Below are 23,997 nucleotides of genomic sequence, written 5' to 3'. Positions count from 1 at the left end.
GCTCAGGTGGTCTCCACCCGCTGGAGCAGCCCATGGGTGAACTCGGCCACGCAGGTCCGGCCGTCCGCCTCGAAGGCCAGCCGCCAGCGGGTGGGCGCGGTCCCCTCCAGCGGGCGCACCGGCGCGAACGCCCGCGCCACCTCGTCCACCGTGGCCGACCAGGGCAGCAGATCGGCCGGTCCGTCCAGTACGGGTCCGGGCGCACCCGGCGCCCGGACCAGCCATTCGTTCCACACCGCCCCGTCGGGCGCGGCCAGCACCTCGAACCGCAGGTCGGGCCAGAGCGGCACCGGCCACAGCAGGGCCTCGCACTCCAGGTCCCCGATCCGGCGCCGGTCGGTGGACTCCGGCGGACCGAGGACCGACCGGTAGCGGGCCAGCGCGCCGCGCGAGCGCGGCGACCGGACCATCGCCTGCCAGTGCCGGTTGGCCTCCCGCTGCTCCGCGAGCGAGGCGCCGAGCCGGAGCCGGGCCTGCTCGGCGAGATCGGGCTGGAAGTCCGCCATCCTGCGCAGAAGCACCAGCTGGAAGGCGGTGGGACCGAACTTCAACACAGGATCCTTACGTCGTCGGGATACGGATGTTGCCGAACAGCGCATAGCCTGCGGGCGCCATGGATTACTGCCACGCCTGCCACAGATACCTCAACGGCGCACTGGCGTGCGCGGGATGCGGAACCCCGGTCGAACACCTTCCGGCCGCGCCGCCCGCCCCGTACGCGACGCACAGCGCCCCGGCTCCGGCCGAGGAGCTCTCCGTCGTCCTCGGCGGCGCCCATCTCGGGGGGCGGGCCGGGGCCCGCCGCCGGGCGGGCCACCGCAGGCGGCGCCGGACCGCCCTCACCCTGGCGCTCGGTCTGACCGTGGCCGTGGGCGGCTCGCTGGCGCTGGCGCGGATGGCGGTCGACGGCGAGCAGCGCGACCGGACCTCGACCGTGCTGCTCCAGGAGGACATGCGGCAGCCGGAGCCCGAGCTGTCGCCGGGGCCGGCGGAGGCCACCACCGGGGCGCCCGCACCCGTACGGAGCGCCAAGGGCGCCGGCCGGACCGTCCGGGCGACGGCGACCGCGACCGCGACGGTCACCGGCGCGGCCCCGTCCCGGTCCGCCCCGCCGGTCTCCGATCCGGAGCCGCCGGTGGGCCCGGAGGCCTCGGCCGATCCCGGGCCGGAGGACAGCGGGGAGCCGGAGGAGTCCGGGACCCCTTCGCGGTCCGCCTCGCACAGTGCGGGCCCGTCCGCCTCCTCGAAGCCGGGCAAGGGGAAGCCGGGGAAGACCTCCAATCCGCCGAAGCCGTCCGCCCCCGCCTCCACCAGGCCGGCCCCCGAGCCCGAGCCCGAGCCGGAGCCCACGGAGGAGCCGGAGTGCGAGTGGTGGGACTGGACCTGCTGGTAGCGGTCGGCGGCCGGTTCCGGCCGGTCAGTCCAGCATCCGCCGGAGCAGGTCCCGCAGCAGCACCCGCTCCTCCGGGGACAGTCCCGCCAGGGGCTCGCGGGCGAAGCCGAGCGAGGTGCGCAGCTGCTCGGCGGTGACCAGGCCGGCCTCGGTGGGCGCGGCCATCTTGACCCGGCGGTCGGCCGGGTCGGGTCTGCGTTCGACCAGGCCGCGGCCCTCCAGCCGGTCCACGATGCCGGTCACGTTCGAGGGCTCGCACTTGAGCCGCTCCGCGATCCGTCGCATCGGCAGCGGCTCCAGGGAGAGCAGGCCGAGCAGTTTGGCCTGGGCGCCGGTGAGCTGGTGGCTGGCGGCCGCGCGTTCGTACTCCTCGTGGTACCTGGCCACCACGGAGGCGATGAGGTCCACGACTTCGGTGGTGACCGGGTCCATTCGGCTACTGGGCATGGCTCCAGCCTACCCATTTACTTGACAACATGAAATATCCAGGAGCATGGTTGTTTCATCACCTGAAGCAATTTCTCCGATCGGGAGTCCCGCCATGACCGACCTTTCCGCGATCCCCGCCGTCAGCCGCGAGTGGCACCTGGTGGCCCGTCCGCAGGGCTGGCCGACCGCCGCCGACTTCGCGCTGCGCGAGGTGCCGGTCACCGAGCCCGCCCCGGGCCGGATCCTGGTGCGCAACCTGCACATGTCGGTGGACCCCTACATGCGCGGCCGGATGAACGACACCAAGTCCTACGTACCCCCCTTCCGCCTGGACCACCCGATGGAGGGCGGCGCGGTCGGCGAGGTCGTGGCCTCCGCCGCCGAGGGCTTCGCGGTCGGCGACCACGTCCTGCACGGCCTGGGCTGGCGCGAGTACGCCGACGTGGACGCGGCCCACGCCACCAAGGTGGACGCCTCCCTCGCCCCGCTCTCCGCCTACCTCGGCGTGCTCGGCATGCCGGGCCTGACCGCCTACGCCGGCCTCTTCGAGACCGCCTCCTTCAAGGAGGGCGACGCGGTGTTCGTCTCCGGCGCCGCCGGTGCCGTCGGCAGCCTGGTCGGCCAGTTCGCGAAGATCAAGGGCGCCTCCCGGGTGATCGGCTCGGCCGGCTCCGCCGCCAAGGTCGACCTGCTCACCGGGAAGTACGGCTTCGACGCCGCCTTCAACTACAAGGACGGCCCGGTGGCCGGCCAGCTCCGCGAGGCCGCCCCCGAGGGCATCGACGTGTACTTCGACAACGTCGGCGGCGACCACCTGGAAGCCGCCATCGGCGCCCTCAACCCGCACGGCCGGGCCACCCTCTGCGGGGCCATCGCCCAGTACAACGACACCGAGCCGGCCCCCGGCCCGCGGAACCTGGTCCAGGTGATCGGCAAGCGGCTGCGGCTCCAGGGCATCCTGGTCAGCGACCACTACGGGATCCAGCAGAAGTTCGTGAAGGACGTGGCCGGCTGGCTGGCCTCCGGCGAGCTCCAGGCCGACGAGACGGTGGTCGAGGGCATCGAGAACGGGGTGGAGGCGTTCCTCGGAATGCTCCGCGGCGAGAACACCGGAAAGATGATCGTTTCTTTCACCGGTTAGGCTCTCACCACACCGCCACGACCGTGGGCGCGAGTCGCGGCGCACACCAGGAGGATCTTTCTACATGTCCATCCAGCAGTCCGACGTTCTGTACACCGCCGTCGCCACCGCCGAGAACGGCCGTGACGGCCGCGTCTCCTCCGACGACGGCCAGCTCGACGTGGTCGTGAACCCGCCGAAGGAGATGGGCGGCAGCGGCGCCGGCACCAACCCGGAGCAGCTGTTCGCCGCCGGCTACAGCGCCTGCTTCCAGGGCGCCCTCGGCGTCGTCGCCCGCAACGAGAACGCCGACATCACCGGCGCCACCGTCACCGCCGAGGTCGGCATCGGCAAGAACGACGACGGCTTCGGCATCATCGTCAAGATCGTCGCTTCCATCCCGACCGTGGACCAGGAGCGCGCCAAGGACCTGGTCGAGAAGGCCCACCAGGTGTGCCCGTACTCCAAGGCCACCCGCGGCAACATCACCGTCGAGCTCGCCGTCGCCTGACGCCTGCCCGCACGGAACAGCACGACCCGCACGGAACAGCACGACCGGAGGCCGCACCGCCCGCGAGGGGGTGCGGCCTCCGCCGTAAGCTGCCGTCATGCGTGATTTCGGTGGGGGATTCGGCTATCTGCTGGCCGGACAGAAGTGGGTGTTCCGGCACGGCCGGTGGTTCGGATTCGGGCTGCTGCCCGGTCTGGTGGCGTTCGTCCTCTATGCGGCGGCGCTGATCGGGCTCGGCTTCGGCGCCGACGACCTGGTCGCCTGGGCCACCCCCTTCGCGGACGACTGGTCCTCGCCCTGGAACGGCCTCTTCCGCAGCTTCCTCACCGCCCTGCTGTTCTGTCTGGGCCTCTTCCTCGCGGTGATCACCTTCACCGCGGTGACCCTGCTGATCGGCGAACCCTTCTACGAGTCGCTGTCCGAGCAGGTCGAGCGCAGCGAGGGCGGCAGCGTCCCGGAGTCCGGCCGCTCGCTGGCCCAGGAGCTGTGGATCTCGCTCCGGGACAGCCTGCGGGTCCTGGGCCGGGTCCTGCTCTACGGGGTGCTCCTCTTCGCCCTCGGGTTCGTCCCGCTGATCGGCCAGACCGTGGTCCCGGTCATCGGCTTCTGCGTCTCCGGGTTCTTCCTCACCCTGGAGCTCACCGCGGTCGCCCTCCAGCGCCGCGACATCCCCCTGGAACGCCGGCTGGGCCTGCTGCGCGCCCGGCGGGGCCTGGCCCTGGGCTTCGGGGTGCCGCTGGTGCTGTCCTTCCTGGTGCCGCTGGTCGCCGTCTTCCTGATGCCCGGCGCGGTGGCCGGCGCCACCCTGCTGGCCCGCGACCTGCTCCCGGACGAGGACCGCGCCGAGGACCCTTCCCGGCAGGCGGACGCGGACGACACCGCCACCGGGACCGACACCGGCACCGGGGCCCCGACCGGGTTCGGCCCGCCGCCGCCCGGCTACGGGCCGCCGCCCACCCTCTGACGGGCGGGCCCGACCCGGTGTCGGAGCGCCGTGCGATGGTGGACGGGTGACCGATCTGGAAGACCTCGTCCGGCTGCGCCGGGCCCGCGACCTGATGGACCGCGCCTACGCCGAGCCGCTGGACGTGGCCGCGCTCGCCCGGGTGGCCCTGATGTCCTCGGGCCACTTCTCCCGGAGCTTCCGGGCCGCCTTCGGCGAGACCCCGTACAGCTATCTGATGACCCGCCGGATCGAGCGGGCCAAGGCGCTGCTGAGGATGGGCGAGCTGTCGGTGACCGAGGTCTGCTTCGCGGTGGGCTGCACCTCGCTGGGCTCCTTCAGCTCCCGGTTCACCGAGCTCGTCGGCGAGAGCCCCAGCGCCTACCGGGCCCGCGGCCACGAGGAGGGCGCCGCCGTCCCCGCCTGCATCGCCAAGATCCACACCAGACCGGTCAGGAACGGAGAAGCGCGGTCCGGGCGGCGCGCCTAGCGTGGAGGGCATGGAAATCAACCTCTCCCAGTGCTTCATCGCCGTCGACGACCACGACAAGGCCCTCGGCTTCTACCGGGACGCCCTCGGTCTGGAGGTCCGCAAGGACGTGGGCTTCGAGGGGATGCGATGGGTCACCGTCGGCTCCCCGGCCCAGCCGGACGTGGAGATCGTCCTGGAACCGCCGCTCGCCGACCCGAACGCCCCCGAGGCCGACCGGAAGGCGGTCGCCGAGCTGCTCGCCAAGGGCATGCTGCGCGGAGTGATCTTCACGACCGACGACTGCGACGCCGCCTTCGAACGGATCCGCGCCGCGGGCGCCGAGGTCCTCCAGGAGCCGATCGACCAGCCCTACGGGGTCCGCGACTGCGCCTTCCGGGACCCGGCGGGCAACATGGTCCGGCTCACCCAGTCCCGGACCGCGTAGCCGTCGGCGTTCCCGGTCGGCTCAGCCGATGCCCACCGTGTACGAGGCCCGGTAGCCGGTGCCCGCCGAGACCGGGGCCAGGGTCATGGCGCGGCCGTTCTCCCGGTAGCGGCTGTCCCGGGCGTTGGGCCGGTCCGGGGCCTCCCGGTCGGAGTACGGCGGGCGCGCGTACACCTTCAGCAGGAGGTCCTCCGGGAGGTAGAACACCGAGGTGCTCCGGGTCCCGCCGTCCGGGCGGACCTTGAAGTGGATGTGCGGGGCCAGCCCCGAGTACCAGCCGGGCACGATCGTCTCGAACACCAGCCGGCCGTCCGGGCCGGTGACCTGGGTGCCGCGCAGCCAGCCGGCCGATCCGGTGGAGTAGACCCCGGCCGCGTCGGCCTGCCAGAGGTCGACCGACACCCCGGGCATCGGCCGGCAGCCCGAGGCGACCCCGACCACGGTCAGCTCCAGCCGCAGCGGAACCCCGGGCCGCCCCTCGGTGATGTCCGAGCGGACCCGTTCCCGGCTGGTGTAGTACGGACCCTCGCCGGCCTCCGGGACCAGTACGCAGCCGGGGGTGCTGCCGCCGGAGGGCAGGGCCGCGGGGGCGGCCGGCCGCCGGGCCTGCCCGCCCTCGGTGTCCGGCCGCCCGGCGCAGCCGGTGGCCAGGGCGGCCAGCCCGGCCGCTCCGGCCGAACCGGCGGCGGCCCGCAGCAGCGTACGGCGGCTGGTCGGGGAGGTGGTGCCGTGCTGCTCGGTCATGCGAACCCCTCACGCGTGCTCCGGGGGCCGTCGCCCGTGGACGGCCGCCCACCGCGCCCACCGTGCCGCAACCGCACCGCCCAGGCCGCGACCGACACGGCCGGGCCACACGGCCGGGCCACACGCCCCGGTCGGGGCCGTCGGCTCAGACCTCCCGGCCGGGCCCGTCCCCGCTCCCGGCCCCGTCCCCGCCCCCGTCCGTGCCTCCGTGCAGCAGGGTGAGGAAGGCCCGGAAGGAGCCCGCCATGTCCACCGCGCCCGGATCCAGCAGCCACTGGTACTGGAGTCCGTCCATCACGGCCGTCAGCAGCGGGGCCGCCGCCTCCGGGGTCAGCCCCGAGGGCAGCCGGTCGCCGAACTCGGCCCGCAGCACCTGGGCCATCTCCGTCCGCACCTGCGCGTAGCGCTCGGTGAAGAACTCCCGTGCCGGGTGCCCCTCCGTGACGGACTCGCCGAGCAGGGCCGAGAAGGTCTGCACGATCCCGGGCCGCATCGCGTTGTAGTCCACCAGCGAGGCCAGCAGGTCCAGCCGCCAGGCCCCGGCCGAGGCCCGGGAGCCGCCCCCGGTGTCCCACCGGTCGCGCTCCTCCAGCACCGCGACGAGCAGTGCCTCCTTGGACGGGAAGTGGTGCAGCAGCCCCTGCTGGGTCAGGCCCGCCCGTTCGGCGACCGTGCTCAGCGAGGCGCCCCGGTAGCCCCGTTCGGCGATCACTTCCACGGCCGCGCGCAGGATCTCGCCGCGCCGCTCCTCGCTCCTGGCCCGCGCCATCCGGATCGGTTCCCCTTCCGCCCCTGCCGGTGTCCTGCCGGTGGCCCGCCCGTCCGGGGGGCCGTACGAGGACCGTACGGCATCCATACATCACGAATAGATCACGAACCCTACCGTTCACCAGGTGTCGGGTCCACCATGGGGGCGACCGCACCGCTCTCGATGAGGAGGACCGGCCGTGACCGACGCCGACCAGATCCGTACGGACGCCGTAGAGGCCGCCCTCGGCAAACTCGACCTCGACACCAAGGCCCGGCTGCTGGCCGGCCAGGACATGTGGACCCTGCCCGCGCTCCCCGAGATCGGGCTGCGGTCCCTGGTGATGTCCGACGGCCCGATCGGCGTCCGGGGGGTCCGCTGGACCGCCGACGACCCCTCGGTGGCCCTGCCCTCCCCGACCGCCCTGGCCGCCGCCTGGGACCCGGAGGGCGCCCGCCGGGCCGGCCGGCTGCTCGCCCAGGAGGCCCGCCGCAAGGGCGTGCACGTGGTGCTGGCCCCGACCGTCAACCTGCACCGCTCCCCGCTCGGCGGCCGGCACTTCGAGTGCTACTCGGAGGACCCGCTGCTCACCGGCGCCATCGGCACCGGGTATGTGGCCGGGGTCCAGGAAGGCGGAGTGGGCACCACCGTCAAGCACTTCGTCGGCAACGACGCCGAGACCGAGCGGTTCACCGTGGACAGCGTCATCGCCCCGCGACCGCTGCGCGAGCTCTACCTGGCCCCCTTCGAGGCGATCGTCCGGGGCGCCCGCCCGTGGGGGATCATGACGGCCTACAACCGGGTCAACGGCATCACCATGACCGAGCACGGCCGGCTGGTGAACGAGGTGCTGCGCGGGGAATGGGGCTTCGACGGCTTCAACGTCTCCGACTGGATGGCCGCCCGCTCCACCACCGGGGACATCCTCGGCGGCATGGACGTGGCCATGCCCGGGCCGCAGACCGTCTACGGTCCGGCCCTGGCCGCCGCCGTCCGGGCCGGGGAGGTCCCGGAGAGCGCCGTGGACGAGTCCGTCCGCAACGTGCTGCGACTGGCCGCCCGGGTCGGCCTGCTGGACGGGGCCCCGCCGGTGGTCGCCGAGCCCCCGGCCGGCATCGACGGCCCGGCCCTGGCCCGCGAGCTCGCCGCCCGCGGCGCCGTCCTGGTCCGCAACGAGGGCGCCGTGCTGCCCCTCGCCCCCGCCCCGGGCCGCACCGTCGCCCTGATCGGCGCGGCCGCCCGGGACGCCCGGGTGCTCGGCGGCGGCTCCGCCACGGTCTTCCCCGAGCGGACGGTCTCCCCGCTCGACGGCCTCACCGAAGCCCTCCCGGACGGCACCCTGGTCTACGCCGTCGGCGCCGACCCCAGCGAGGAACTGGTGCCGGCCGGCCAGGGCTTCACCCTGCGCGCCGTCTGCCGGGACGCCTCCGGCACCGTCGTCGGCGAGGGCAGCCTGCCCTCCGGACAGGTCCAGTGGATCGGCGACGACCTGCCCGCCGGGGTCACCTACGAGAACCTGGCCTCCGTCGAGGTCACCGGCACCTTCACCCCCCGGGAGACCGGCGAGCACGCCTTCGGCACCCGCGGGCTCGGCGCCTTCGCCCTCACCGTGGACGGCACCCTCCTCTGGGAGGGCGTCCAGCCGATGGGCGACGAGGCCGACCCCTTCGAGGCCTTCTTCGGCGCGCCCAGCGAACGCGGCCGGGCCGCGCTCACCGCCGGCCGGCCCGTCGAGGTCTCGCTGCGCTTCCAGGTCCCCGACATGACCGGGCTGCCGCTGCGGGCCCTGATGTTCTCCTTCCTGCACCTCGGACCGCGGCGCGATCCGGACGAGCTGATCGCCGAGGCGGTGGAGGCCGCCCGGGCCGCCGACACCGCCGTGGTGGTGGTCGCCACCACGGAGCGGGTGGAGTCCGAGGGCTTCGACCGCAAGGACCTGCGGCTGCCCGGCCGCCAGGACGACCTGGTGCGGGCCGTGGCCGCCGTCAACCCCCGCACCGTGGTGGTCGTCAACGCCGGCTCCCCGGTCGAACTGCCCTGGCGCGAGGAGGTCGCCGCGATCCTGCTCAGCTGGTTCCCCGGCCAGGAGGGCGGCGCCGCCCTCGCCGACCTCCTCCTGGGACACGCCGAGCCGGGCGGCCGGCTGCCGACCACCTGGCCGGCCCTGCTCGCCGACGCGCCGGTCACCGAGGTGGTCCCGACCGACGGCCGGCTGGAGTACCGGGAGGGCCTCTTCATCGGCTACCGGGCCTACGAACGGGAGGGCGTCACCCCCGCCTACGCCTTCGGTCACGGCCTCGGCTACACCGACTGGACCTACGAGTCCCTGGAGGTCGACGGCGGCACCGCCCGGGTCCGGCTCGCCAACACCGGCGGCCGCCCCGGCCGCGAGGTGGTCCAGGTCTACCTGGCCCCGGCCGGGGACGGCCCCGACCCGGACCCGCACGGCCGCCCGGACAGCTGGCTGGCCGGATTCGCCGCGGTGACCGCCGGTCCCGGGGAGACCGTGGAGGTGGAGATCGAGCTGCCCGCCCGTGCCTTCGAGGTCTGGGACGAGGCGGCCGACGGCTGGCGGCGGATCGAGGGCCGCTACCAGGTGCGGGCGAGCCACGCGCACGACGACACCCGGCTCCGGGCCGATCTGGAGATCTGACCCGACACGCCGTATGGCCGGAAATCACCCATGAACCGGACCGGGGGAGGCCCCTGACAGCCTCCCCCGGTCCTCGGGGTCTCCCCCGGAACCTCAGATCGGCGGTTCGACCGCCGTCACCTGCCGGTGCGCCAGCTCGGCCAGCCGGGCCTGCCCGTCCTTCCCCGGATGGAACCAGTCCCACCGGCTCAACTGCTCCACGCTGAACGGGTACTGGAACACCGCGCCGCCGTCGTACCGGCACAGCCCGTCCCGCGCGCACACCTCGCGCAGCACCTCGTTGTAGGCCACCACCCGGGCCCGCACCCGCTCGCGCCGGGCCACCGAGGCGGCGGACACCGAGCCCGGGTCCGCCAGCATCGACGGGCAGATCCCCAGCTTCCAGATCTGCCGCCCCAGCGGGCTGTCCTTGCCCGTCTCCCACAGCCGCAGCAGGTCCGGCACGCTGGACACGTACACCTGGGTCTTCGGGGCCGTCCGGCGCAGTTCGGCCAGTGCCCGGCGGAAGTCCGCGCGGAACTCCGACACCGGGGTCATCGCCGAAGCCGTGGTGCGGCAGGCGTCGTTCGACCCGACCATCACCGTGACCAGCTCCGGCCGGTGCCCGGCGGCGGCGGCCAGCTGGCCGGGCAGATCCGCCATCCGGGAGCCGGTGGCCGCGTAGTTCCAGCTTCTGGCGGGCGCCGCGGCGCTGCCCAGCAGCCGGCTGGCGAGGGAGCGGACCTCCGGGTCGTCGCCGGTGGCCCAGGAGGCCTCCGGGCAGTCCGCCAGGACCGAACAGGCATCGAAACCACGGGTGATGGAGTCACCCACAGCGGCGATGGAGTCCGGGGCCGTGTTCCACCGCGGGGCGTGCGCCGGCGAGGGGCGCGCACCGCTGCGCGCGCCCTGCTTCGCGCCGGACCCGTCGCCCTCCGCGGTGCAGCCGGTCAGGCCCCCGACCAGGAACAGCGAGGCGGCCGCCGTGACCGCGAGGGCGGCCCGCGCACGCCGGCGCCCGGTCGTGATGCGCATCGCGTGCTCCCCTCCCTCGTCGCTCCCGGTCCGCCCGGGACGTCCCGCCGAGTGAATGCTCTGTGTTTCCCTGGTTCAGGACCGACGGTACGTCACACCGGGACCCCCGGCGCACGGTAGCTTTTTCCCGTGGCGTTTCGGCCGCGGGGCCCGTGACGCAATGTCTGATCATTTCCGGTAAATTACATCACGTCACATACTGTCCGTTTTCAGGAGATTCTTCCCGACCTCGTCCCACACTGGAGGTCCCGGTGACGACACGTGGAGTTCTGTACGTGCATTCCGCACCGCGCGCGCTCTGCCCGCACGTGGAATGGGCGGTCGCGGGCGTGCTCGGAGTACGGGTGAACCTCGACTGGATCAGGCAGCCCGCCTCGCCGGGCACCTGGAGAGCCGAGTTCTCCTGGCAGGCCGAGCCCGGCACCGCCTCCAAACTCGCCTCCGCACTGCGCGGCTGGCACCTGCTGCGCTTCGAGGTCACCGCGGAGCCCTGCGCCACCGCCGAGGGGGAGCGCTACAGCTCCACCCCCGAACTGGGCATCTTCCACGCGGTCACCGGTATGCACGGCGACATCCTGATCCCCGAGGACCGGCTGCGCGCCGCCCTCGCCCGCTCGGTGCGGGGCGAGACCGAGCTGGAGGCGGAGATCGCCAAGCTGCTCGGCAAGCCATGGGACGACGAGCTGGAGCCCTTCCGGTACGCCGGCGAGGGCGCCCCCGTCCGCTGGCTCCACCAGGTGGTCTGACGCGCCGTCAGCCTCCGGGCCCGCGCTCACGTCCCCCCGTCGCACGCGTGTCGTACGCGCTGCGCGGACAGGACACGACGGTGCCCCCGCCCGGATCCCGGGCGGGGGCACCATGCGTGTGCGACGGGGCGTCAGACCGACCGGAAGGCCAGGGTCACGTTGTGGCCGCCGAAGCCGAAGGAGTTGTTGATCGCGGTGATCGAGCCCTCGGCGGGCAGCTTGCGCGGCTCGCCGACGACGATGTCCGCGTCGATGTCCTCGTCCAGCTCCTCGACGTTGATCGTCGGCGGGGCGAGCCGGTGGTACAGCGCCAGCACGGTCGCGACCGTCTCGATGCCGCCCGCGCCGCCCAGCAGATGACCCGTCATCGACTTGGTGGCGGAGATCGCCACGTGGTCGAGGTCCTCGCCCAGGACCTTGCGGAGCGCCTTGATCTCGGCGATGTCACCCTGCGGGGTGGACGTGGCGTGCGCGTTGAGGTGGACCACCTCGGCCGGGTCCAGACCCGTGTTGTCCAGCAGGTTCTGCACCGCCGCGGCGACACCGCGGCCGGTCGGCTCGGGCTGCGCGATGTGGTGCGAGTCGGCCGACAGGCCCTGGCCCAGCACCTCGCAGTAGACCCGGGCACCGCGCGCGGCGGCGTGCTCGGCGGACTCCAGCACCACGACGCCCGCGCCCTCGCCGAGGACGAAGCCGTCCCGGTTCTTGTCGTAGGGGCGGGAGGCCTTGGTGGGCTCCTCGTTGTTCTTGGACATCGCCATCATGTTGGCGAACGCGGCGATCGGCAGCGGGTGGATCGCCGCCTCGGTGCCGCCCGCGACGACCACGTCGGCCCGGCCGGTACGGATCATCTCGACGGCGTAGCCGATGGCCTCGGCGCCGGAGGCGCAGGCGCTGACCGGGGTGTGCACGCCCGCCTGGGCGTTCACCTCCAGGCCCACGTTGGCCGAGGGGCCGTTCGGCATGAGCATGGGGACGGTGTGCGGGGAGACCCGGCGCACACCCTTTTCCTTCAGTACGTCGTACTGGTCCAGCAGCGTGGTGACACCGCCGATGCCGGAGGCGATCACGGTGCCCAGACGCTCCGGGGCGATGGCGGGGTCCTCGCCCGCGGGAGCGGTGTATCCGGCGTCCGCCCAGGCCTCGCGGGCCGCGATCACGGCGAACTGCGCCGAGCGGTCCAGCTTGCGGGCGAGCGGCCGGGGAAGTACCTCGCTCGGGTCGACGGCGACCGGCGCGGCGATCTTGACCGGGAGTTCCGCGAAGCGCTCGCCCTCCAGGGGCTTCACTCCGGAACGACCGGCGAGCAGACCTTCCCAGGTCGATGCGCTGTCGCCACCCAGCGGAGTGGTTGCGCCGATACCGGTGACGACCACGGTGCGATTGGTCGGGCTCACAGGAATTCTTTCTCCACGTGTAGAGGGTGCTGAATTGTCACGGCGCCACCGCCAGGTGGCGACAAGCGATCGTCAGACTCAGGCCTGGTTCTTCAGGATGTAGTTCGCGGCGTCGCCGACGGTCTTGAGGTTCTTGACGTCCTCGTCCGGGATCTTCACCTCGAAGCGCTCTTCGGCGGCGACGACGACCTCGACCATGGACAGGGAGTCGACGTCCAGGTCGTCGGTGAAGGACTTGTCGAGCTGAACGTCCTCGGTGGGGATACCGGCGATCTCGTTGACGATGTCGGCGAGGCCCTCGACGATCTCTTCCAGCGTGGCGGCCATGTTGGCACTCCTTCTCTAGCTATCTGGGGTGGAACCGGGAGGGGAAGGATCCCCAGCCCTAAGGGAGGGTAACGACCGTCGCGGCGTAGACGAGTCCCGCCCCGAAGCCGATGACGAGCGCGGTGTCGCCGCTCTTCGCCGCACCGGTCGCCAGGAGCCGCTCCATAGCGAGCGGGATCGAGGCGGCCGAGGTGTTGCCGGTGGTCTCCACGTCACGGGCGACCGTGACGTGCTCCGGCAGCTTCAAAGTCTTCACCATCGAGTCGATGATCCGCATGTTTGCCTGGTGCGGGATGAAGACGTCCAGGTCGTCCGCGGTGATCCCGGCCGCGTCGAGCGCCTGCTGGGCCACCTTGGCCATCTCGAAGACGGCCCAGCGGAACACCGCCTGGCCCTCCTGGGTGATGGCCGGGAACTTCTCGCCGCCGTCGGCTCCGCGGTACTCGTCCCACGGCACGGTCTGCTTGATGGTCTCGGACTTGTCGCCCTCCGAACCCCACACGGTGGGGCCGATGGCCGGCTCCTCCGAGGGGCCGACGACCACGGCCCCGGCACCGTCGCCGAACAGGAAGGCCGTCGCACGGTCCTCCAGGTCGGTGAGGTCCGAGAGCCGCTCCACGCCGATGACCAGGACGTACTCCGCCGAACCCTCGACGACGATGCCCTTGGCCAGGGTCAGGCCGTAGCCGAAGCCCGCGCAGCCCGCCGAGATGTCGAAGGCGGCGGGCTTCACGGCCCCGATCCGGTCGGCGATCTCGGTGGCCACGGCCGGGGTCTGCTTGAAGTGCGAGACCGTCGAGACGATCACCGCACCGATCTGCTCCGGGGAGATCCCGGCGTCCGCCAGGGCCTTCCCCGAGGCCTCCACCGACATCATCGCCACGGTCTCCTGGTCGGAGGCCCAGTGACGGCTGGCGATGCCGGAACGGGAGCGGATCCACTCGTCGGAGGAGTCGATCGTCTCCAGGATCACGTCGTTGGGCACCACCCGGACCGGCCGGTAGCCGCCGACGCCGAGGATGCGGGCATAGGGGGAGCCCTTGGCAGGCTTGATCTTCGACATGCTGTGTGGGCTCCTTGTTCTCAGACCGCGAGTTCGGCGGCGAGCGTCGCGGCCTTCTCGAGGTCGTCCGGAGTCTTCAGGGCCACGGACGGGACGCCCTTGAGTGCGCGCTTGGCCAGACCGGTCAGGGTGCCGCCGGGGCAGAGCTCGATCATCCCGGTGACGCCGAGGTCGGTGAAGGTCTCCATGCACAGGTCCCAGCGGACCGGGTTGGCGACCTGGCCGACCAGCCGGGCGACGACCTCGGCGCCCGTGGCGACGGTCCGGCCGTCCTTGTTCGACACGTACGTCACGGTCGGGTCGGCGACGGTGAGGGCCTGGGCGGCCGTCTCCAGCCGGGCCACCGCGGGAGCCATGTGCTCGGTGTGGAAGGCGCCCGCGACCTTGAGGGCGACGACCTTCATGGCACCCTCGGGCTTGTCCTCCGCGAGGGCGGCCAACTGCTCCAGGGTGCCGGCGGCGACGATCTGTCCGGCGCCGTTGATGTTCGCCGGGGTCAGCCCCAGCTTCTCCAGGTGCGCCACGACCACGTCCTGGTCGCCGCCGAGCACCGCGGACATGCCGGTCGGGGTGACCGCGGCGGCCTCGGCCATGCCCAGACCGCGGGTGCGGACGAAGGAGAGCGCCTCGGTCTCGGACAGGACGCCCGCGTACGCGGCCGCCGTGATCTCGCCGACGGAGTGGCCGGCGACGGCGCCGGGCACCACGCCTGCCAGCTGGGACGCCGCGAGCAGACCGGCCGCCACGAGCAGCGGCTGGGCCACGGCGGTGTCGCGGATCGCGTCCGCGTCGGCCTCGGTGCCGTAGTGGACGAGGTCGAGGCCGATGGCCTCGGACCAGGCGGCGACGCGGTCCGCGGCACCGGGAATCTCAAGCCAGGGGGTCAGGAAGCCGGGCGTCTGAGCGCCTTGGCCGGGAGCGACGAGTACGAGCACCCTCACACTCTCTCTTGTCTACGGTCCGCCCCGCCCGTGGGGACAGGGACGAAGAACGGTCGGGGTAATTGTTGATGTCCGACAAAAGTCTAGGACTGGCCATCCCCGTCGGCCAGACGCCCGAGGATCAGCGCGATCCGCAGAGTGAACGCGGAACGGACATCGGAGGGTGACCAGCCGGTGACGTCGGTCACACGTCGCAGCCGGTAGCGCACGGTGTTGGGGTGCACGAAGAGCATCCGAGCTGCGCCTTCGAGACTGCTCGCCTGCTCCAGGTACACGCTGAGCGTCTCAAGCAAAGCTGAGCCCGCTTCTTCAAGCGGTCTGTAGATCTCCTCCACCAACTGCTCGCGCGCCGCAGGGTCGGAGGCGATCGCCCGCTCCGGCAGCAGATCGTCCGCGAGCACCGGACGGGGCGCGTCCTGCCATGCCGAGCAGGCCTTCAGCCCGGCCGTCGCGGCCTGCGCGGAACGGGTGGCCGCCAGCAGGTCCGGCACCACCGGTCCGGCCACCACCGGACCGGCCGCGAACGGGCCGATCAGTGACTTCGCCACCTGGAGCGGGTTGTCGCTGCCGCCCGCGATGACCACCAGCCGGTCGCCCAGCACCCCGGTCAGCACCTGGAGCTTGGAATGCCGCGAGGCCCGCCGGATCGCCTCCACCGTCAGCTCGCTGTCCCCGTCCGGCGCGGTGCCCAGCACCACGCACACGTGCTCCGGGGAGTTCCAGCCCAGCGCGGCGGCCCGGGAGAGGGCGCCCTCGTCGGCCTCCCCGGACAGCACCGCGTTGACCACCAGGGACTCCAGCCGGGCGTCCCAGGCGCCCCGGGCCTCGGCCGCCTGGGCGTACACCTGGGCGGTGGCGAACGCGATCTCCCGGGCGTACACCAGCAGCGCCTCGCGGAGCACCGACTCGTCGCCGGGCGCGGCCACCTCGTCGATGGCGGTCTCCATGACCTCGATGGTGGTGCGCACCATCTCCACGGTCTGCCGCAGGGTGATGGCCCGGGTCAGTTCGCGCGGGGCCGTCCCGAACACGTCGGTGGAGATCGCCTGTGGGGTCTCCGGGTGCCGGAACCACTCGGTGAACGCGGCGATGCCGGCCTGGGCGACCAGACCGATCCACGACCGGTTCTCCGGTGGCATCGCCCGGTACCACGGCAGCGTCTCGTCCATCCGGGCGATCGCGTTCGCGGCGAGCCGCCCGGAGGACTTCTCCAGCCTGCGCAGCGTCGCGGTGTGCGGATGGGCGGGCTGCGTGGCGGCTCGCGCGGGCACGTGCTCGGGGAAATGCTCACGTTCGGGTTGGGGCACGGCACAAGACTGCCTTATCCGGACGGCCTGACGCTGTCCCGGGGCCCGCTACCGTGGCGGTCATGATGGATGTACGCCGTGGCGGGGACCGCTACCGGGGCGGGGACGAGAGCGCCGGCATCGACACCCGGCACGCCTTCAGCTTCGGGAGTTTCTACGACCCGGACAACCTCGGGTTCGGCCCGCTGCGCGCGGTCAACGAGGAGATCCTGGCCCCGGGCGCGGGTTTCGACGAGCACCCGCACAGCCACACCGAGATCGTGACCTGGGTGGTCGAGGGCCGGCTCGGCCACAAGGACGACGCCGGTCACACCGGCACCGTCGAGGCCGGGGACCTCCAGCACCTGAGCGCGGCGTCCGGGGTGCGGCACGTGGAGCGCAACGACGCCACCGAGCGGCTGCGCTTCGTCCAGACCTGGCTGGCGCCGGTGGCCGCGGACCCGGGGGCCGCCGCGGAGCCCTCGTACCGGGTGGTGCGGGCGCTGCCGGACGGGGCCCGTTACGAGGTGCCGGCGGCGGCCGCGGTGCTGCACGTGCGGCGGCCGGGGGCGGGCGAGCGGATCCCGCTGCCGTCCGCGCCCCGGGTGTACGTGCACGTGGTGCGCGGGGACGTGCGGCTGGGCGGGGAGGAGCTGGGTCCCGGGGACTCGGCGCGGATCACCGGCGCGGAGGGCGCGGAGGTGCTGGCCGGGTCCCCGGGGGAGCTGCTGATCTGGGAGCTCGCCGATCCGGGAGCCCCCTGACGGGGGGTCAGTCCTTGAGGTGGACCAGCCCGTCGGTGGTGATCGCCGGGCGTCCCGGGGTGCCCTCGACGACGATCTTGACGGTGTGCTTGCCCTGGGTGGGCCAGGAGGTGGTCCAGAGGGCGTCGCGGTACTTCACGGTGTCCGACTTCAGGTCCACGGTGGCCTTCTTCACCCCGTCCACGTAGACGTGGGCCCGGCCGGAGCCGCTCGCCCGGGAGACCACCCAGGCCGCCGAGCGGCCGGTGAAGGTCCAGGTCAGGCTGGCGTTCGCGGTGGAGCTGGTGAGGGAGGCCCCGCCGAGGTAGCTGCTGGCGGACTTGCTGGTCCAGGTGCCCGTCCGGGTCGCGGCGGTCTCCTGGACGATCACCGGGGTGCCCCAGGCGCCCGCGTACTTGAGGTTGCCGGCGAAGTCGACGGCCTTCAGGTCCCAGAGGGCGGCGGTGTTGGCCTTGGCGGTGTGGGCGGCGGTGGTGACGGTGGGGCCGTAGGTCGCGGTGACCGGCTTCATCAGCTGGACCTGGCGCAGCGCGTGGCTGTCGGCGGCCTTCCAGTTGACGCTGATCGGGACGGCGCCGAGGTCGACGGTGCCGGTCCGCAGGGCCAGCGAGGTCGGGGCGGTGAAGGTGGGCGCGGTCTGGTCGGCGACCACGGTCACGGCCGGGGAGAGGGTGGTCCGGCCGCCCCGGTGGGTGGCGCGCACCTGCACCTGGTGGCTGCCGGGGGCGAGGGTGGTGGTGGGGGCGGAGGTGGCGGTCCCGGCGGTGGTGGCCACCGTCCTCCCGTCCACGAGGACCTCGAACCGGCTGATGAACTCGGCCGGGGTGGCGGAGGTCCAGCCCACCGTGGCCTTGCCCTTGGTGTACCAGGTGGAGCCGGAGAGGGCCGCGTCCCTGACGGTGCCGACGGTCAGTCCGGTGACCGGGCCGGCGGCCCAGGCGCGGATCTGCGGGAGCTGCCCGTAGAGCAGGGTGCCGGGGCACTCGGTGGCGAATCCGTCGCGGTGGCCGGAGATCCGCTGGAAGGCGACCTTCTGGCCGGGCTTGAACTTGCCGTTGTCGGTGGCGGCGGTGAGGGTGACGGTGCCCGCCGGGTCGTAGGCGTACTGGCCGAGCTTCCAGGCCGCGATCCGGGCGACGGAGGCCTTGGCGACGGCGCTCGCGTCCGCCGCGGAGTAGCTGCCGATGACGGCGATGCCGGCCGTGTCGGTGTTCCAGCCCAGGGTGTGGGCACCGGTCACCGGCAGGTCGGCGCCGCCCTTGCGGCCCTCGAAGATCGTGCCGCACTTGTCGACCACGAAGTTGTAGCCGAGGTCCTTCCAGCCGTTGGTCTTCACGTGCAGGGTGTGCAGGGCGCGCATGATGGCGGCGGACTGGGCGCAGTCGTAGGTGTTGGTCTGCGCGGTGTGGTGCACGTAGACGACCTTGACCTCCTTGCCGTAGGTCGCGGCCTCGGAGTTGATGCTCTCGTCGGCGCCCCACTGGGCCCGGGTGACGATCTGCGGGCGCGGTGCGGTGGAGGGCGGGCCGGTGGGGCTCGCGGTCGGCGAGGGCGCCGTGGGGGAGGCCGAGGGGACCGGCGGGGTGGGGGAGGCCGGGGCGCTGGGGGAACCGCTGGCGGTGGTCGGCGCGCTGGGGGTGCCGGTCGGGTCGCCGGGGGTGCCGGAGGGGCTGCCGGTCGGGCCGGCGGAGTCGCTCGGGCTGCCGGCGGGGGCGCTGGGGGAGGGCGTGGTGTCCACGCCGAAGGCGGCCGGTTCGGCGCGCAGCACGGTGGCGGTGCCCGGGTCGACCAGGTCCACCCGGAGGCCGGCCGGGAGGGTGCCGCGGCCGGTGACCGCGACCTCCACGCCCTCGGAGGGGCCGGCCCAGACGGGTTCGGAGACCCCGCGCAGATGGGGCCGGTCCGCGCCGTCGTTGGCGGAGTTGTTCTCGGAGCCCAGGGTGGTCCAGCCGGACCAGGTGCCGGACTTCGCGGCCTTGGTGCGGACCCGGATCTCACCGTCGACCCTGCGGTCCGGCTCGTCCCAGGAGACGGCGAGCATGCTGAAGGGCTCGGTGTCCGCGTCCTTGAAGCCGGCGCCGGAGCCGCGGACGGCGAGCGCCGCCGTGCGGACCTCGGAGCTGACCGGGCCGGTGACCACCGGGGCGGGGGCTGCCTTGGCGTCGCTGCCCGCGGTCCCGCCGGGGCCGCCCGTGCCGGGGCCGGTGGTGCCGGTCACGCCCTGGACGGCGAGCACGCCGACGACGCCTGCGGTGACGGTCGCGGCCGTCAGCCAGATTCTGCGGGTCCGCAACCGGATCCCCCCGATGATTCAACGGTTGATGAGAACCGGAATCTACCGAGCGGTTTTCGGGCACCAACCGGGGCGATCCGGCCGGAACGGAGCAGATCGCCGAAGCCGGTGGTGTGAAGTACGTCTCAGACGGTGCGGGCGAGTTCGGCCAGGACGGCGTCGGTGAACACCGGCCACGCCTCCACGGCCCAGGGGCCGAAGGCCCGGTCGGTCAGCGCCACGCAGGCGGCGCCCGCCACCGGGTCCACCCACAGGAAGGTGCCGGACTGGCCGAAGTGCCCGAAGGTGCGCGGGGAGGAGCCGGCGCCGGTCCAGTGCGGGGACTTGCCGTCGCGGATCTCCATCCCGAGGCCCCAGTCGTTCGGGGACTGGTGGCCGTAGCCCGGCAGGACCCCCTTGAGGCCGGGGTGGACCACCGTGGTGGCCTCGGCCAGCGTGGAGGGGTCCAGCAGCCGGGGGGCCTGGAGTTCGGCGGCGAACCGCAGCAGGTCGGTGACGGTGGAGACGCCGTCCTTGGCGGGCGACCCCTCCAGCGCCGTCGAGGTCATGCCCAGCGGCTGGAACACGGCCTGGTGCAGGTACTCGGCGAAGGGGATGCCGGTGGCCTTGGCCAGGTGGTCGCCGAGCACCTCGAAACCCGCGTTGGAGTACAGCCGGCGCTGTCCGGCCGGGGCCATCACCCGGTGCTCGTCGAAGGCCAGACCGCTGGTGTGGGCCAGCAGATGACGGACCGTCGAGCCCTCGGGCCCGGCCGGCTCGTCGAGCTCGACCGCGCCCTCCTCGTACGCGACCAGGGCGGCGTACGCGGTCAGCGGCTTGGTGACGGAGGCCAGCGGGAACCGGTGGTGCAGCGGGCCGTGGGCCCCGGCGAGGGTGCCGTCGGCGCGGACCACCGCGGCGGCCGCGGTCGGCACCGGCCAGGTCTCGACGAGGCGCAGGCTGTCCAGGCCCGACGGACCGGCCGGGTTCACGGGGTTCTGAGGGCTCTCCATGCCGCCGAGCCTACTTGCTTGGAGTGTGCTCCAAGGTTTTAGCGTGTGGTCATGAGCCTGACGGAGACGCGGTACACGATCAGCGAGGTCGAGGCCCGGACCGGGCTGACCCAGCACACCCTGCGCTGGTACGAACGGATCGGACTGCTGCCGCAGGTGGACCGCTCGCACTCCGGACAGCGCCGGTTCACCGACCGCGACCTGGACTGGCTGGCCTTCGTGGGCAAGCTGCGGGCCACCGGGATGTCGGTGGCGGACATGGTCCGGTACGCCGAGCTGGTCCGGGCCGGCGAGCACACCTCCCGGGAGCGCCGGGAGCTGCTGGAGCGGACCCGGGCCGAGGTGCGGGCGCGGATCGCGGAACTCGGCGACGCGCTCGCGGTGCTGGACCGCAAGATCGGGGCCTACGCGGGGCGCGGCTGCGGGGAGCACTAGGCCGCCTCTAGCCGGTCATTCGCGGCCCGGCCCGGCCCGGCCTCGAAGCCGGGTCGGGCCGCGTCGGGTCGGGCCGCCGTCTCAGCTCGTCTCGGCAGCGAAACGATCCCGCAGGGCGGCGTACTCGGCGTCCGTCAGCAGACCGGCGCCGTGCAGCTCGCTCAGGTGCCGCATCCGGTCCGACTCCTCCGGGGACAGCCGGGCCGGCGGCACCGAGGCGACCGGGGTCCGGGCCCGGGCGGCCGCCAGGACCGCCGCGGCGAACGGCAGCGACTCGTGGACCGCGCCGTAGCCGAGGGCGAACACCACCGCCGCCGGATCCTGGTCCGGCGCCGGATCGGAAAGCCCCTCCCGGCCCCGCAGCCGCAGCCGCAGATGCCCGCCGGGACCCTCCGGCGAACTCCACTCCACCCCGCAGACACCGGCCAGCGGGTACTCCCGGTCGCCGGTCTTCCACTTGGTGCTGCTGGCGCCCGTACGGGACCAGCGGAACGTGACGGCGGAGCCGTCGAACGCGGCCCGCGCGTCGTACGCCTTGAGCGCCAGCGGCGGCTCGGGCACCCCGACCAGGAAGGCCGGCGCCTCCTCGGCGGGCCCGAGCAGCGGCCTGAGCTCCTCCAGCAGCGAGGCGGTCGGCTGCGCCCGGTCGCCCGGCAGCACCAGCCGGTACGGGTCGCAGACCTCCTTGAGCTGCCCGTCGGCGGCTTCCATCAGCGGATCGGCGCCCGGTCTCGGCACCCCCCGCAGGATCACGGTGTCCCGCTTTCCAGGAGTCAGGCTCAGCCCGGACAGCGCCTCGTACGGGATACGCCGCTCACCGAGCGCGTTCCACAGCCGCCGTGTCCTGATCCCCCGTACGAAGCGGATGACCACCGAGTCCGAGTCGAACTCCCAGACGGCGTGATTTCCGGCCAGTACGTCACCCATGCGGGCCATCGTAAGGGGCGTCGGCCCCGGCCGTCTGCCTCGATGCGGAGACCGCTTTCCTGCGGATTCTCCGGTCTCGCCCCGGCTCAGTGGTCTTCGGTGGCGGAAATGCCCCGGAGACACGACTCGTCCTCCGGTGCGCAGCGCACGGAACCGAACGAACCGGTTCCGATTCCGGCGAGGTTCGCGACCGACTCGGTGCCTGGCTCGAAATAGCCCGTATGACTTCCGGCCCCGGCCGAGGAGATCCGGCGCGCGCCGAATCCGTCGCCCATCGGGTCCGCCCCGTGGCCCAGTCCGCCGACCTCCAGGTGCGGGACGTCGGCGATCCAGTCCCCGGAGTCCCGCATCGCCCAGATCCGGGCCGTGGACCCGAGCTCGTCGGCGTTCCCGGCCCGCATCCCGGGGCTGCCCGCCACCACGATGTCGGTCACCCGCTCGGGCAGGCCGGCCGCGGCCAGCCCGCACACCACGGAGCCGTAGCTGTGGCAGAACAGGGCGGTGGTCGCCGTCGGGGGCAGCGAGGCGGTCAGTGCCTTCAGCCGGACCGCGCCCTCCACGGCCAGCCGTCCGGTGGCCGCGTCCACGCCGACGCCGGCGGGGGCCGTGTAGTCGGCCCAGGCGATGACCGCGCTCGGCACGGTCGGGGCGGCCGCGCGCTCGGCGGCGTAGAGGGAGAGGGCCATGCCCACCGGGGCGGTGTAGCGGCGGGCGGTCCGCTGGAAGGTGAGCAGGTTGGTGTCCACCCCCGGCACCACCACGGAGATCCGGCGGGCCCGGTCGAGGTCCCCGAGGACCTCGGCGGCCCGGCCGCCACCGGTGGGGTCGAAGGACAGGATCTGCCGGCCGCGGGAGGACAGCGAGCCGAACCGGTGCATCCGCCGCACGGCCTCGCCGCGGTCGGCGGGCGACAGCCGCACGTCCTCGGCGCGGACCCGCTCCACCTCCCGGAAGGTGACCAGCGACCGGCGGTTCGCCCGGTAGCGCAGCTGCGCGGGCACCCCGGCGAGGTTGCCGACCACGAGCGGATAGCCGTCCGCGAGCCGGGTCCGCTGGGCCGGGTCCAGGCCGGCGAAGAACCGGGCGACGGTCCGGACCGGGGCGTCCGCGGGCGGTACCGGACGGCCGCCGACCCGGGCTCCGGCCCAGGCGGCGAGGGCCGCGGCGCGCGGGGAGACCCCGCGGTCCGGCCGGTGCACGGCGGTCCACCCGGTGGTGGCCAGCATGACGAAGACCACCGCCAGCGCCAGCAGTGCGCGCATGGCGGTGGGGGAGGTCTGGAGGGAGGCGGCGGGGCCGGACAGGTTCACTGGGAAACAGCGTAGGAGACGAGTTCCGGGGTTGGTGCGCGGGGTGACGGGGGTCACGTTTGAGGCCCGTCACAGCATCCCGCCGGGCGCGGGCCGGGGCCGCTCAGCGGTCCGGGGAGGGCTCGGCCAGGGCCGGTGCCAGCCGGTCCAGGAACTCCTCGGTCATCCGCCGGATCGAGGCCACGCTCTCGTCCTGGCCCCGCCCCCACAGCCGGCCGGTCAGCCGCAGCACCCCGAAGACGGCGGCCACGGTCACCCGCGGCCCCGGATCGGCGTCCACGTCCAGGCCCTCGCGGCGGGCGATCAGCCGGGAGATCCGTTCCTCCAGCTCGGCGGAGCGCCTCAGGTGCACGGCGAGCAGCGTCGGGGTGGACTCGATCAGCCGGCAGGCGCGCATGTGCAGGTCCACCGGGACCACCTCGGAGACCGCCGGGCCCAGGGTGTCCCAGCCGTCGAGGACCGCGTTCCGCAGCGCCTCCACCGGGCCCTCGGCGGCCGGCCGGGCGGCCAGCGCGGCCAGCAGGCGGGACTCCACCAGGTCCTGGACCGCGAAGGCGGCCTCCTCCTTGTTCGCGAAGTAGCGGAAGAAGGTCCGCTGGGACACCTCGGCGGCCTCGGTGATCTCGTCGACGGTGGTCCGCTCGTAGCCCTGGGAGGTGAAGAGCAGCAGGGCGGCACGGAGCAGGGCGTCGCGGGTGCGCCGCTTCTTCCGCTCGCGCAGCCCGGCCGGGGCCGGGGGCGCGGACCGCTGGTCGGTGATCACGGTGGTCCTCCTCCGTGTGCGCGGCCAGGCTACCTGGGCACACCCCGGATTCCCGGGGGGTCGGGCCCCGGGGCGTCCCTCTTTCGGGTAGCCGCCGCCGGCCGGGGCGCGGGGCGCGGAAGCCGTGCGGCAGCGGCCCCGAGGGTGTCCGGCAGCCATCCGGAGGAGTCAACTCCGTGTGATCGGGGCGGCCTCCGGGGGGGGTTCCCGCGCACTGTCCCCTATCTGTGCGGTTCCCTCGCGGAGCTCTTCCGGTCCGGCGTCCGCGCAGGTCAGCGTGG

25 protein-coding genes are annotated in these 23,997 nt (G+C 73.5%); 10 read left to right on the top strand and 15 right to left on the bottom strand.

What is annotated here, in order from left to right; genetic code table 11:
* Window positions 1–2: 2 nt before the first annotated feature.
* Window positions 3–599, bottom strand: coding sequence for an RNA-binding protein (locus ACZ50K_RS02990; RefSeq protein WP_468896734.1), 597 nt, complete (start codon window positions 597–599; stop codon window positions 3–5).
* Between the two features lie 14 nt (window positions 600–613).
* Here ACZ50K_RS02990 and ACZ50K_RS02985 point away from each other — a divergent pair, with 14 nt between their 5' ends.
* Complete coding sequence (locus ACZ50K_RS02985; protein WP_468896732.1) at window positions 614–1,393, top strand: SCO2400 family protein; 780 nt, start codon at window positions 614–616, stop codon at window positions 1,391–1,393.
* 24 nt (window positions 1,394–1,417) lie between these two features.
* Here ACZ50K_RS02985 and ACZ50K_RS02980 read toward each other — a convergent pair whose 3' ends face one another.
* Window positions 1,418–1,840, bottom strand: a complete 423-nt coding sequence (locus ACZ50K_RS02980) for a MarR family winged helix-turn-helix transcriptional regulator (protein ID WP_468896730.1) — start codon at window positions 1,838–1,840, stop codon at window positions 1,418–1,420.
* 94 nt (window positions 1,841–1,934) lie between these two features.
* Between ACZ50K_RS02980 and ACZ50K_RS02975 the strand changes: the two genes are divergently transcribed.
* From ACZ50K_RS02975 to ACZ50K_RS02955, 5 genes are all read left to right on the top strand, one after another.
* A complete protein-coding gene (locus ACZ50K_RS02975; RefSeq protein WP_468896728.1) occupies window positions 1,935–2,963 on the top strand; it encodes an NADP-dependent oxidoreductase in 1,029 nt (342 codons plus the stop codon).
* 64 nt (window positions 2,964–3,027) lie between these two features.
* Window positions 3,028–3,453 (top strand): organic hydroperoxide resistance protein, encoded by a 426-nt coding sequence (locus tag ACZ50K_RS02970; RefSeq protein WP_468896726.1) that lies wholly within the window; start codon window positions 3,028–3,030, stop codon window positions 3,451–3,453.
* 97 nt (window positions 3,454–3,550) lie between these two features.
* Window positions 3,551–4,417, top strand: coding sequence for an EI24 domain-containing protein (locus tag ACZ50K_RS02965; RefSeq protein WP_468896724.1), 867 nt, complete (start codon window positions 3,551–3,553; stop codon window positions 4,415–4,417).
* 46 nt (window positions 4,418–4,463) lie between these two features.
* The gene (locus ACZ50K_RS02960; RefSeq protein ID WP_468896722.1) at window positions 4,464–4,886 is read left to right on the top strand and encodes a helix-turn-helix domain-containing protein; all 423 of its coding nucleotides are present in this window, start codon (window positions 4,464–4,466) and stop codon (window positions 4,884–4,886) included.
* Window positions 4,887–4,896: 10 nt separating this feature from the next.
* Window positions 4,897–5,313 carry a VOC family protein gene (locus ACZ50K_RS02955; protein WP_468896720.1) on the top strand — a complete coding sequence of 139 codons (417 nt, stop codon included), beginning with the start codon at window positions 4,897–4,899 and terminating at the stop codon, window positions 5,311–5,313.
* A 21-nt stretch (window positions 5,314–5,334) separates the two neighbouring features.
* On the opposite strand, the gene ACZ50K_RS02950 is transcribed toward ACZ50K_RS02955, so the two are convergent.
* The gene (locus tag ACZ50K_RS02950; RefSeq protein ID WP_468896718.1) at window positions 5,335–6,057 is read right to left on the bottom strand and encodes a dioxygenase family protein; all 723 of its coding nucleotides are present in this window, start codon (window positions 6,055–6,057) and stop codon (window positions 5,335–5,337) included.
* Window positions 6,058–6,202: 145 nt separating this feature from the next.
* A complete protein-coding gene (locus ACZ50K_RS02945) occupies window positions 6,203–6,826 on the bottom strand; it encodes a TetR/AcrR family transcriptional regulator (protein ID WP_468896716.1) in 624 nt (207 codons plus the stop codon).
* A 178-nt stretch (window positions 6,827–7,004) separates the two neighbouring features.
* Here ACZ50K_RS02945 and ACZ50K_RS02940 point away from each other — a divergent pair, with 178 nt between their 5' ends.
* Window positions 7,005–9,458, top strand: a complete 2,454-nt coding sequence (locus ACZ50K_RS02940) for a glycoside hydrolase family 3 protein (protein WP_468896714.1) — start codon at window positions 7,005–7,007, stop codon at window positions 9,456–9,458.
* Between the two features lie 93 nt (window positions 9,459–9,551).
* Here the strand turns inward: ACZ50K_RS02940 and ACZ50K_RS02935 are convergent, their stop codons facing one another.
* The gene (locus ACZ50K_RS02935; RefSeq protein WP_468896712.1) at window positions 9,552–10,472 is read right to left on the bottom strand and encodes an SGNH/GDSL hydrolase family protein; all 921 of its coding nucleotides are present in this window, start codon (window positions 10,470–10,472) and stop codon (window positions 9,552–9,554) included.
* A 251-nt stretch (window positions 10,473–10,723) separates the two neighbouring features.
* On the opposite strand from ACZ50K_RS02935, the gene ACZ50K_RS02930 reads away from it, so the two are divergent.
* On the top strand, window positions 10,724–11,218 hold the full coding sequence (locus ACZ50K_RS02930) for a DUF3145 domain-containing protein (protein WP_468896710.1): 495 nt from the start codon (window positions 10,724–10,726) through the stop codon (window positions 11,216–11,218).
* A gap of 131 nt (window positions 11,219–11,349) precedes the next feature.
* Here the strand turns inward: ACZ50K_RS02930 and fabF are convergent, their stop codons facing one another.
* The 5 genes from fabF to ACZ50K_RS02905 all read right to left on the bottom strand — a co-directional run bounded on the left by fabF (window position 11,350) and on the right by ACZ50K_RS02905 (window position 16,217).
* Window positions 11,350–12,615, bottom strand: coding sequence for a beta-ketoacyl-ACP synthase II (gene fabF, locus ACZ50K_RS02925; protein WP_468896708.1), 1,266 nt, complete (start codon window positions 12,613–12,615; stop codon window positions 11,350–11,352).
* 78 nt (window positions 12,616–12,693) lie between these two features.
* The gene (locus tag ACZ50K_RS02920; RefSeq protein ID WP_468896706.1) at window positions 12,694–12,942 is read right to left on the bottom strand and encodes an acyl carrier protein; all 249 of its coding nucleotides are present in this window, start codon (window positions 12,940–12,942) and stop codon (window positions 12,694–12,696) included.
* Between the two features lie 58 nt (window positions 12,943–13,000).
* Window positions 13,001–14,005 (bottom strand): beta-ketoacyl-ACP synthase 3, encoded by a 1,005-nt coding sequence (locus tag ACZ50K_RS02915; RefSeq protein WP_468896704.1) that lies wholly within the window; start codon window positions 14,003–14,005, stop codon window positions 13,001–13,003.
* A 20-nt stretch (window positions 14,006–14,025) separates the two neighbouring features.
* The gene (locus tag ACZ50K_RS02910) at window positions 14,026–14,940 is read right to left on the bottom strand and encodes an ACP S-malonyltransferase (protein ID WP_468896702.1); all 915 of its coding nucleotides are present in this window, start codon (window positions 14,938–14,940) and stop codon (window positions 14,026–14,028) included.
* An 89-nt stretch (window positions 14,941–15,029) separates the two neighbouring features.
* Window positions 15,030–16,217, bottom strand: coding sequence for a PucR family transcriptional regulator (locus tag ACZ50K_RS02905; RefSeq protein ID WP_468896700.1), 1,188 nt, complete (start codon window positions 16,215–16,217; stop codon window positions 15,030–15,032).
* A gap of 98 nt (window positions 16,218–16,315) precedes the next feature.
* Here ACZ50K_RS02905 and ACZ50K_RS02900 point away from each other — a divergent pair, with 98 nt between their 5' ends.
* Window positions 16,316–16,996 (top strand): pirin family protein, encoded by a 681-nt coding sequence (locus ACZ50K_RS02900; RefSeq protein WP_468896698.1) that lies wholly within the window; start codon window positions 16,316–16,318, stop codon window positions 16,994–16,996.
* A 7-nt stretch (window positions 16,997–17,003) separates the two neighbouring features.
* Here the strand turns inward: ACZ50K_RS02900 and ACZ50K_RS02895 are convergent, their stop codons facing one another.
* The gene (locus ACZ50K_RS02895; protein WP_468896696.1) at window positions 17,004–19,289 is read right to left on the bottom strand and encodes an N-acetylmuramoyl-L-alanine amidase; all 2,286 of its coding nucleotides are present in this window, start codon (window positions 19,287–19,289) and stop codon (window positions 17,004–17,006) included.
* A gap of 125 nt (window positions 19,290–19,414) precedes the next feature.
* Complete coding sequence (locus ACZ50K_RS02890) at window positions 19,415–20,236, bottom strand: serine hydrolase domain-containing protein (protein ID WP_468897197.1); 822 nt, start codon at window positions 20,234–20,236, stop codon at window positions 19,415–19,417.
* 96 nt (window positions 20,237–20,332) lie between these two features.
* On the opposite strand from ACZ50K_RS02890, the gene ACZ50K_RS02885 reads away from it, so the two are divergent.
* Window positions 20,333–20,716: a MerR family transcriptional regulator gene (locus tag ACZ50K_RS02885; RefSeq protein ID WP_468896693.1), complete on the top strand. Its 384-nt coding sequence runs from the start codon at window positions 20,333–20,335 to the stop codon at window positions 20,714–20,716.
* 81 nt (window positions 20,717–20,797) lie between these two features.
* On the opposite strand, the gene ACZ50K_RS02880 is transcribed toward ACZ50K_RS02885, so the two are convergent.
* The 3 genes from ACZ50K_RS02880 to ACZ50K_RS02870 form a co-directional block, all read right to left on the bottom strand.
* Entirely contained in the window at window positions 20,798–21,652 is an 855-nt protein-coding gene (locus ACZ50K_RS02880) for a DUF4429 domain-containing protein (protein ID WP_468896691.1), read from the bottom strand.
* A 77-nt stretch (window positions 21,653–21,729) separates the two neighbouring features.
* Window positions 21,730–22,905 carry an alpha/beta hydrolase gene (locus ACZ50K_RS02875; protein ID WP_468897195.1) on the bottom strand — a complete coding sequence of 392 codons (1,176 nt, stop codon included), beginning with the start codon at window positions 22,903–22,905 and terminating at the stop codon, window positions 21,730–21,732.
* 151 nt (window positions 22,906–23,056) lie between these two features.
* Entirely contained in the window at window positions 23,057–23,713 is a 657-nt protein-coding gene (locus ACZ50K_RS02870) for a TetR family transcriptional regulator (RefSeq protein WP_468897193.1), read from the bottom strand.
* Window positions 23,714–23,997: the final 284 nt, after the last annotated feature.

Source organism: Streptomyces sp. NPDC033845 (genome assembly GCF_055576225.1).
The sequence above is the reverse complement of the archived record's forward strand: the minus strand, read 5'-3'. Positions and strand labels throughout refer to the sequence as shown.

Excerpts from the sequence above, each read along its gene's own strand:
- ACZ50K_RS02955 (WP_468896720.1), top strand. The coding sequence starts at position 4,897 with ATGGAAATCAACCTCTCCCAGTGCTTCATCGCCGTCGACGACCACGAC.
- ACZ50K_RS02970 (WP_468896726.1), top strand. The coding sequence starts at position 3,028 with ATGTCCATCCAGCAGTCCGACGTTCTGTACACCGCCGTCGCCACCGCC.
- ACZ50K_RS02885 (WP_468896693.1), top strand. The coding sequence starts at position 20,333 with ATGAGCCTGACGGAGACGCGGTACACGATCAGCGAGGTCGAGGCCCGG.
- ACZ50K_RS02990 (WP_468896734.1), bottom strand. The coding sequence starts at position 599 with ATGCGCTGTTCGGCAACATCCGTATCCCGACGACGTAAGGATCCTGTG.
- ACZ50K_RS02900 (WP_468896698.1), top strand. The coding sequence starts at position 16,316 with ATGATGGATGTACGCCGTGGCGGGGACCGCTACCGGGGCGGGGACGAG.
- ACZ50K_RS02965 (WP_468896724.1), top strand. The coding sequence starts at position 3,551 with ATGCGTGATTTCGGTGGGGGATTCGGCTATCTGCTGGCCGGACAGAAG.
- ACZ50K_RS02935 (WP_468896712.1), bottom strand. The coding sequence starts at position 10,472 with ATGCGCATCACGACCGGGCGCCGGCGTGCGCGGGCCGCCCTCGCGGTC.
- ACZ50K_RS02975 (WP_468896728.1), top strand. The coding sequence starts at position 1,935 with ATGACCGACCTTTCCGCGATCCCCGCCGTCAGCCGCGAGTGGCACCTG.
- ACZ50K_RS02920 (WP_468896706.1), bottom strand. The coding sequence starts at position 12,942 with ATGGCCGCCACGCTGGAAGAGATCGTCGAGGGCCTCGCCGACATCGTC.
- ACZ50K_RS02945 (WP_468896716.1), bottom strand. The coding sequence starts at position 6,826 with ATGGCGCGGGCCAGGAGCGAGGAGCGGCGCGGCGAGATCCTGCGCGCG.
- ACZ50K_RS02980 (WP_468896730.1), bottom strand. The coding sequence starts at position 1,840 with ATGCCCAGTAGCCGAATGGACCCGGTCACCACCGAAGTCGTGGACCTC.
- ACZ50K_RS02875 (WP_468897195.1), bottom strand. The coding sequence starts at position 22,905 with ATGCGCGCACTGCTGGCGCTGGCGGTGGTCTTCGTCATGCTGGCCACC.
- ACZ50K_RS02950 (WP_468896718.1), bottom strand. The coding sequence starts at position 6,057 with ATGACCGAGCAGCACGGCACCACCTCCCCGACCAGCCGCCGTACGCTG.
- ACZ50K_RS02880 (WP_468896691.1), bottom strand. The coding sequence starts at position 21,652 with ATGGCCCGCATGGGTGACGTACTGGCCGGAAATCACGCCGTCTGGGAG.
- ACZ50K_RS02915 (WP_468896704.1), bottom strand. The coding sequence starts at position 14,005 with ATGTCGAAGATCAAGCCTGCCAAGGGCTCCCCCTATGCCCGCATCCTC.
- ACZ50K_RS02985 (WP_468896732.1), top strand. The coding sequence starts at position 614 with ATGGATTACTGCCACGCCTGCCACAGATACCTCAACGGCGCACTGGCG.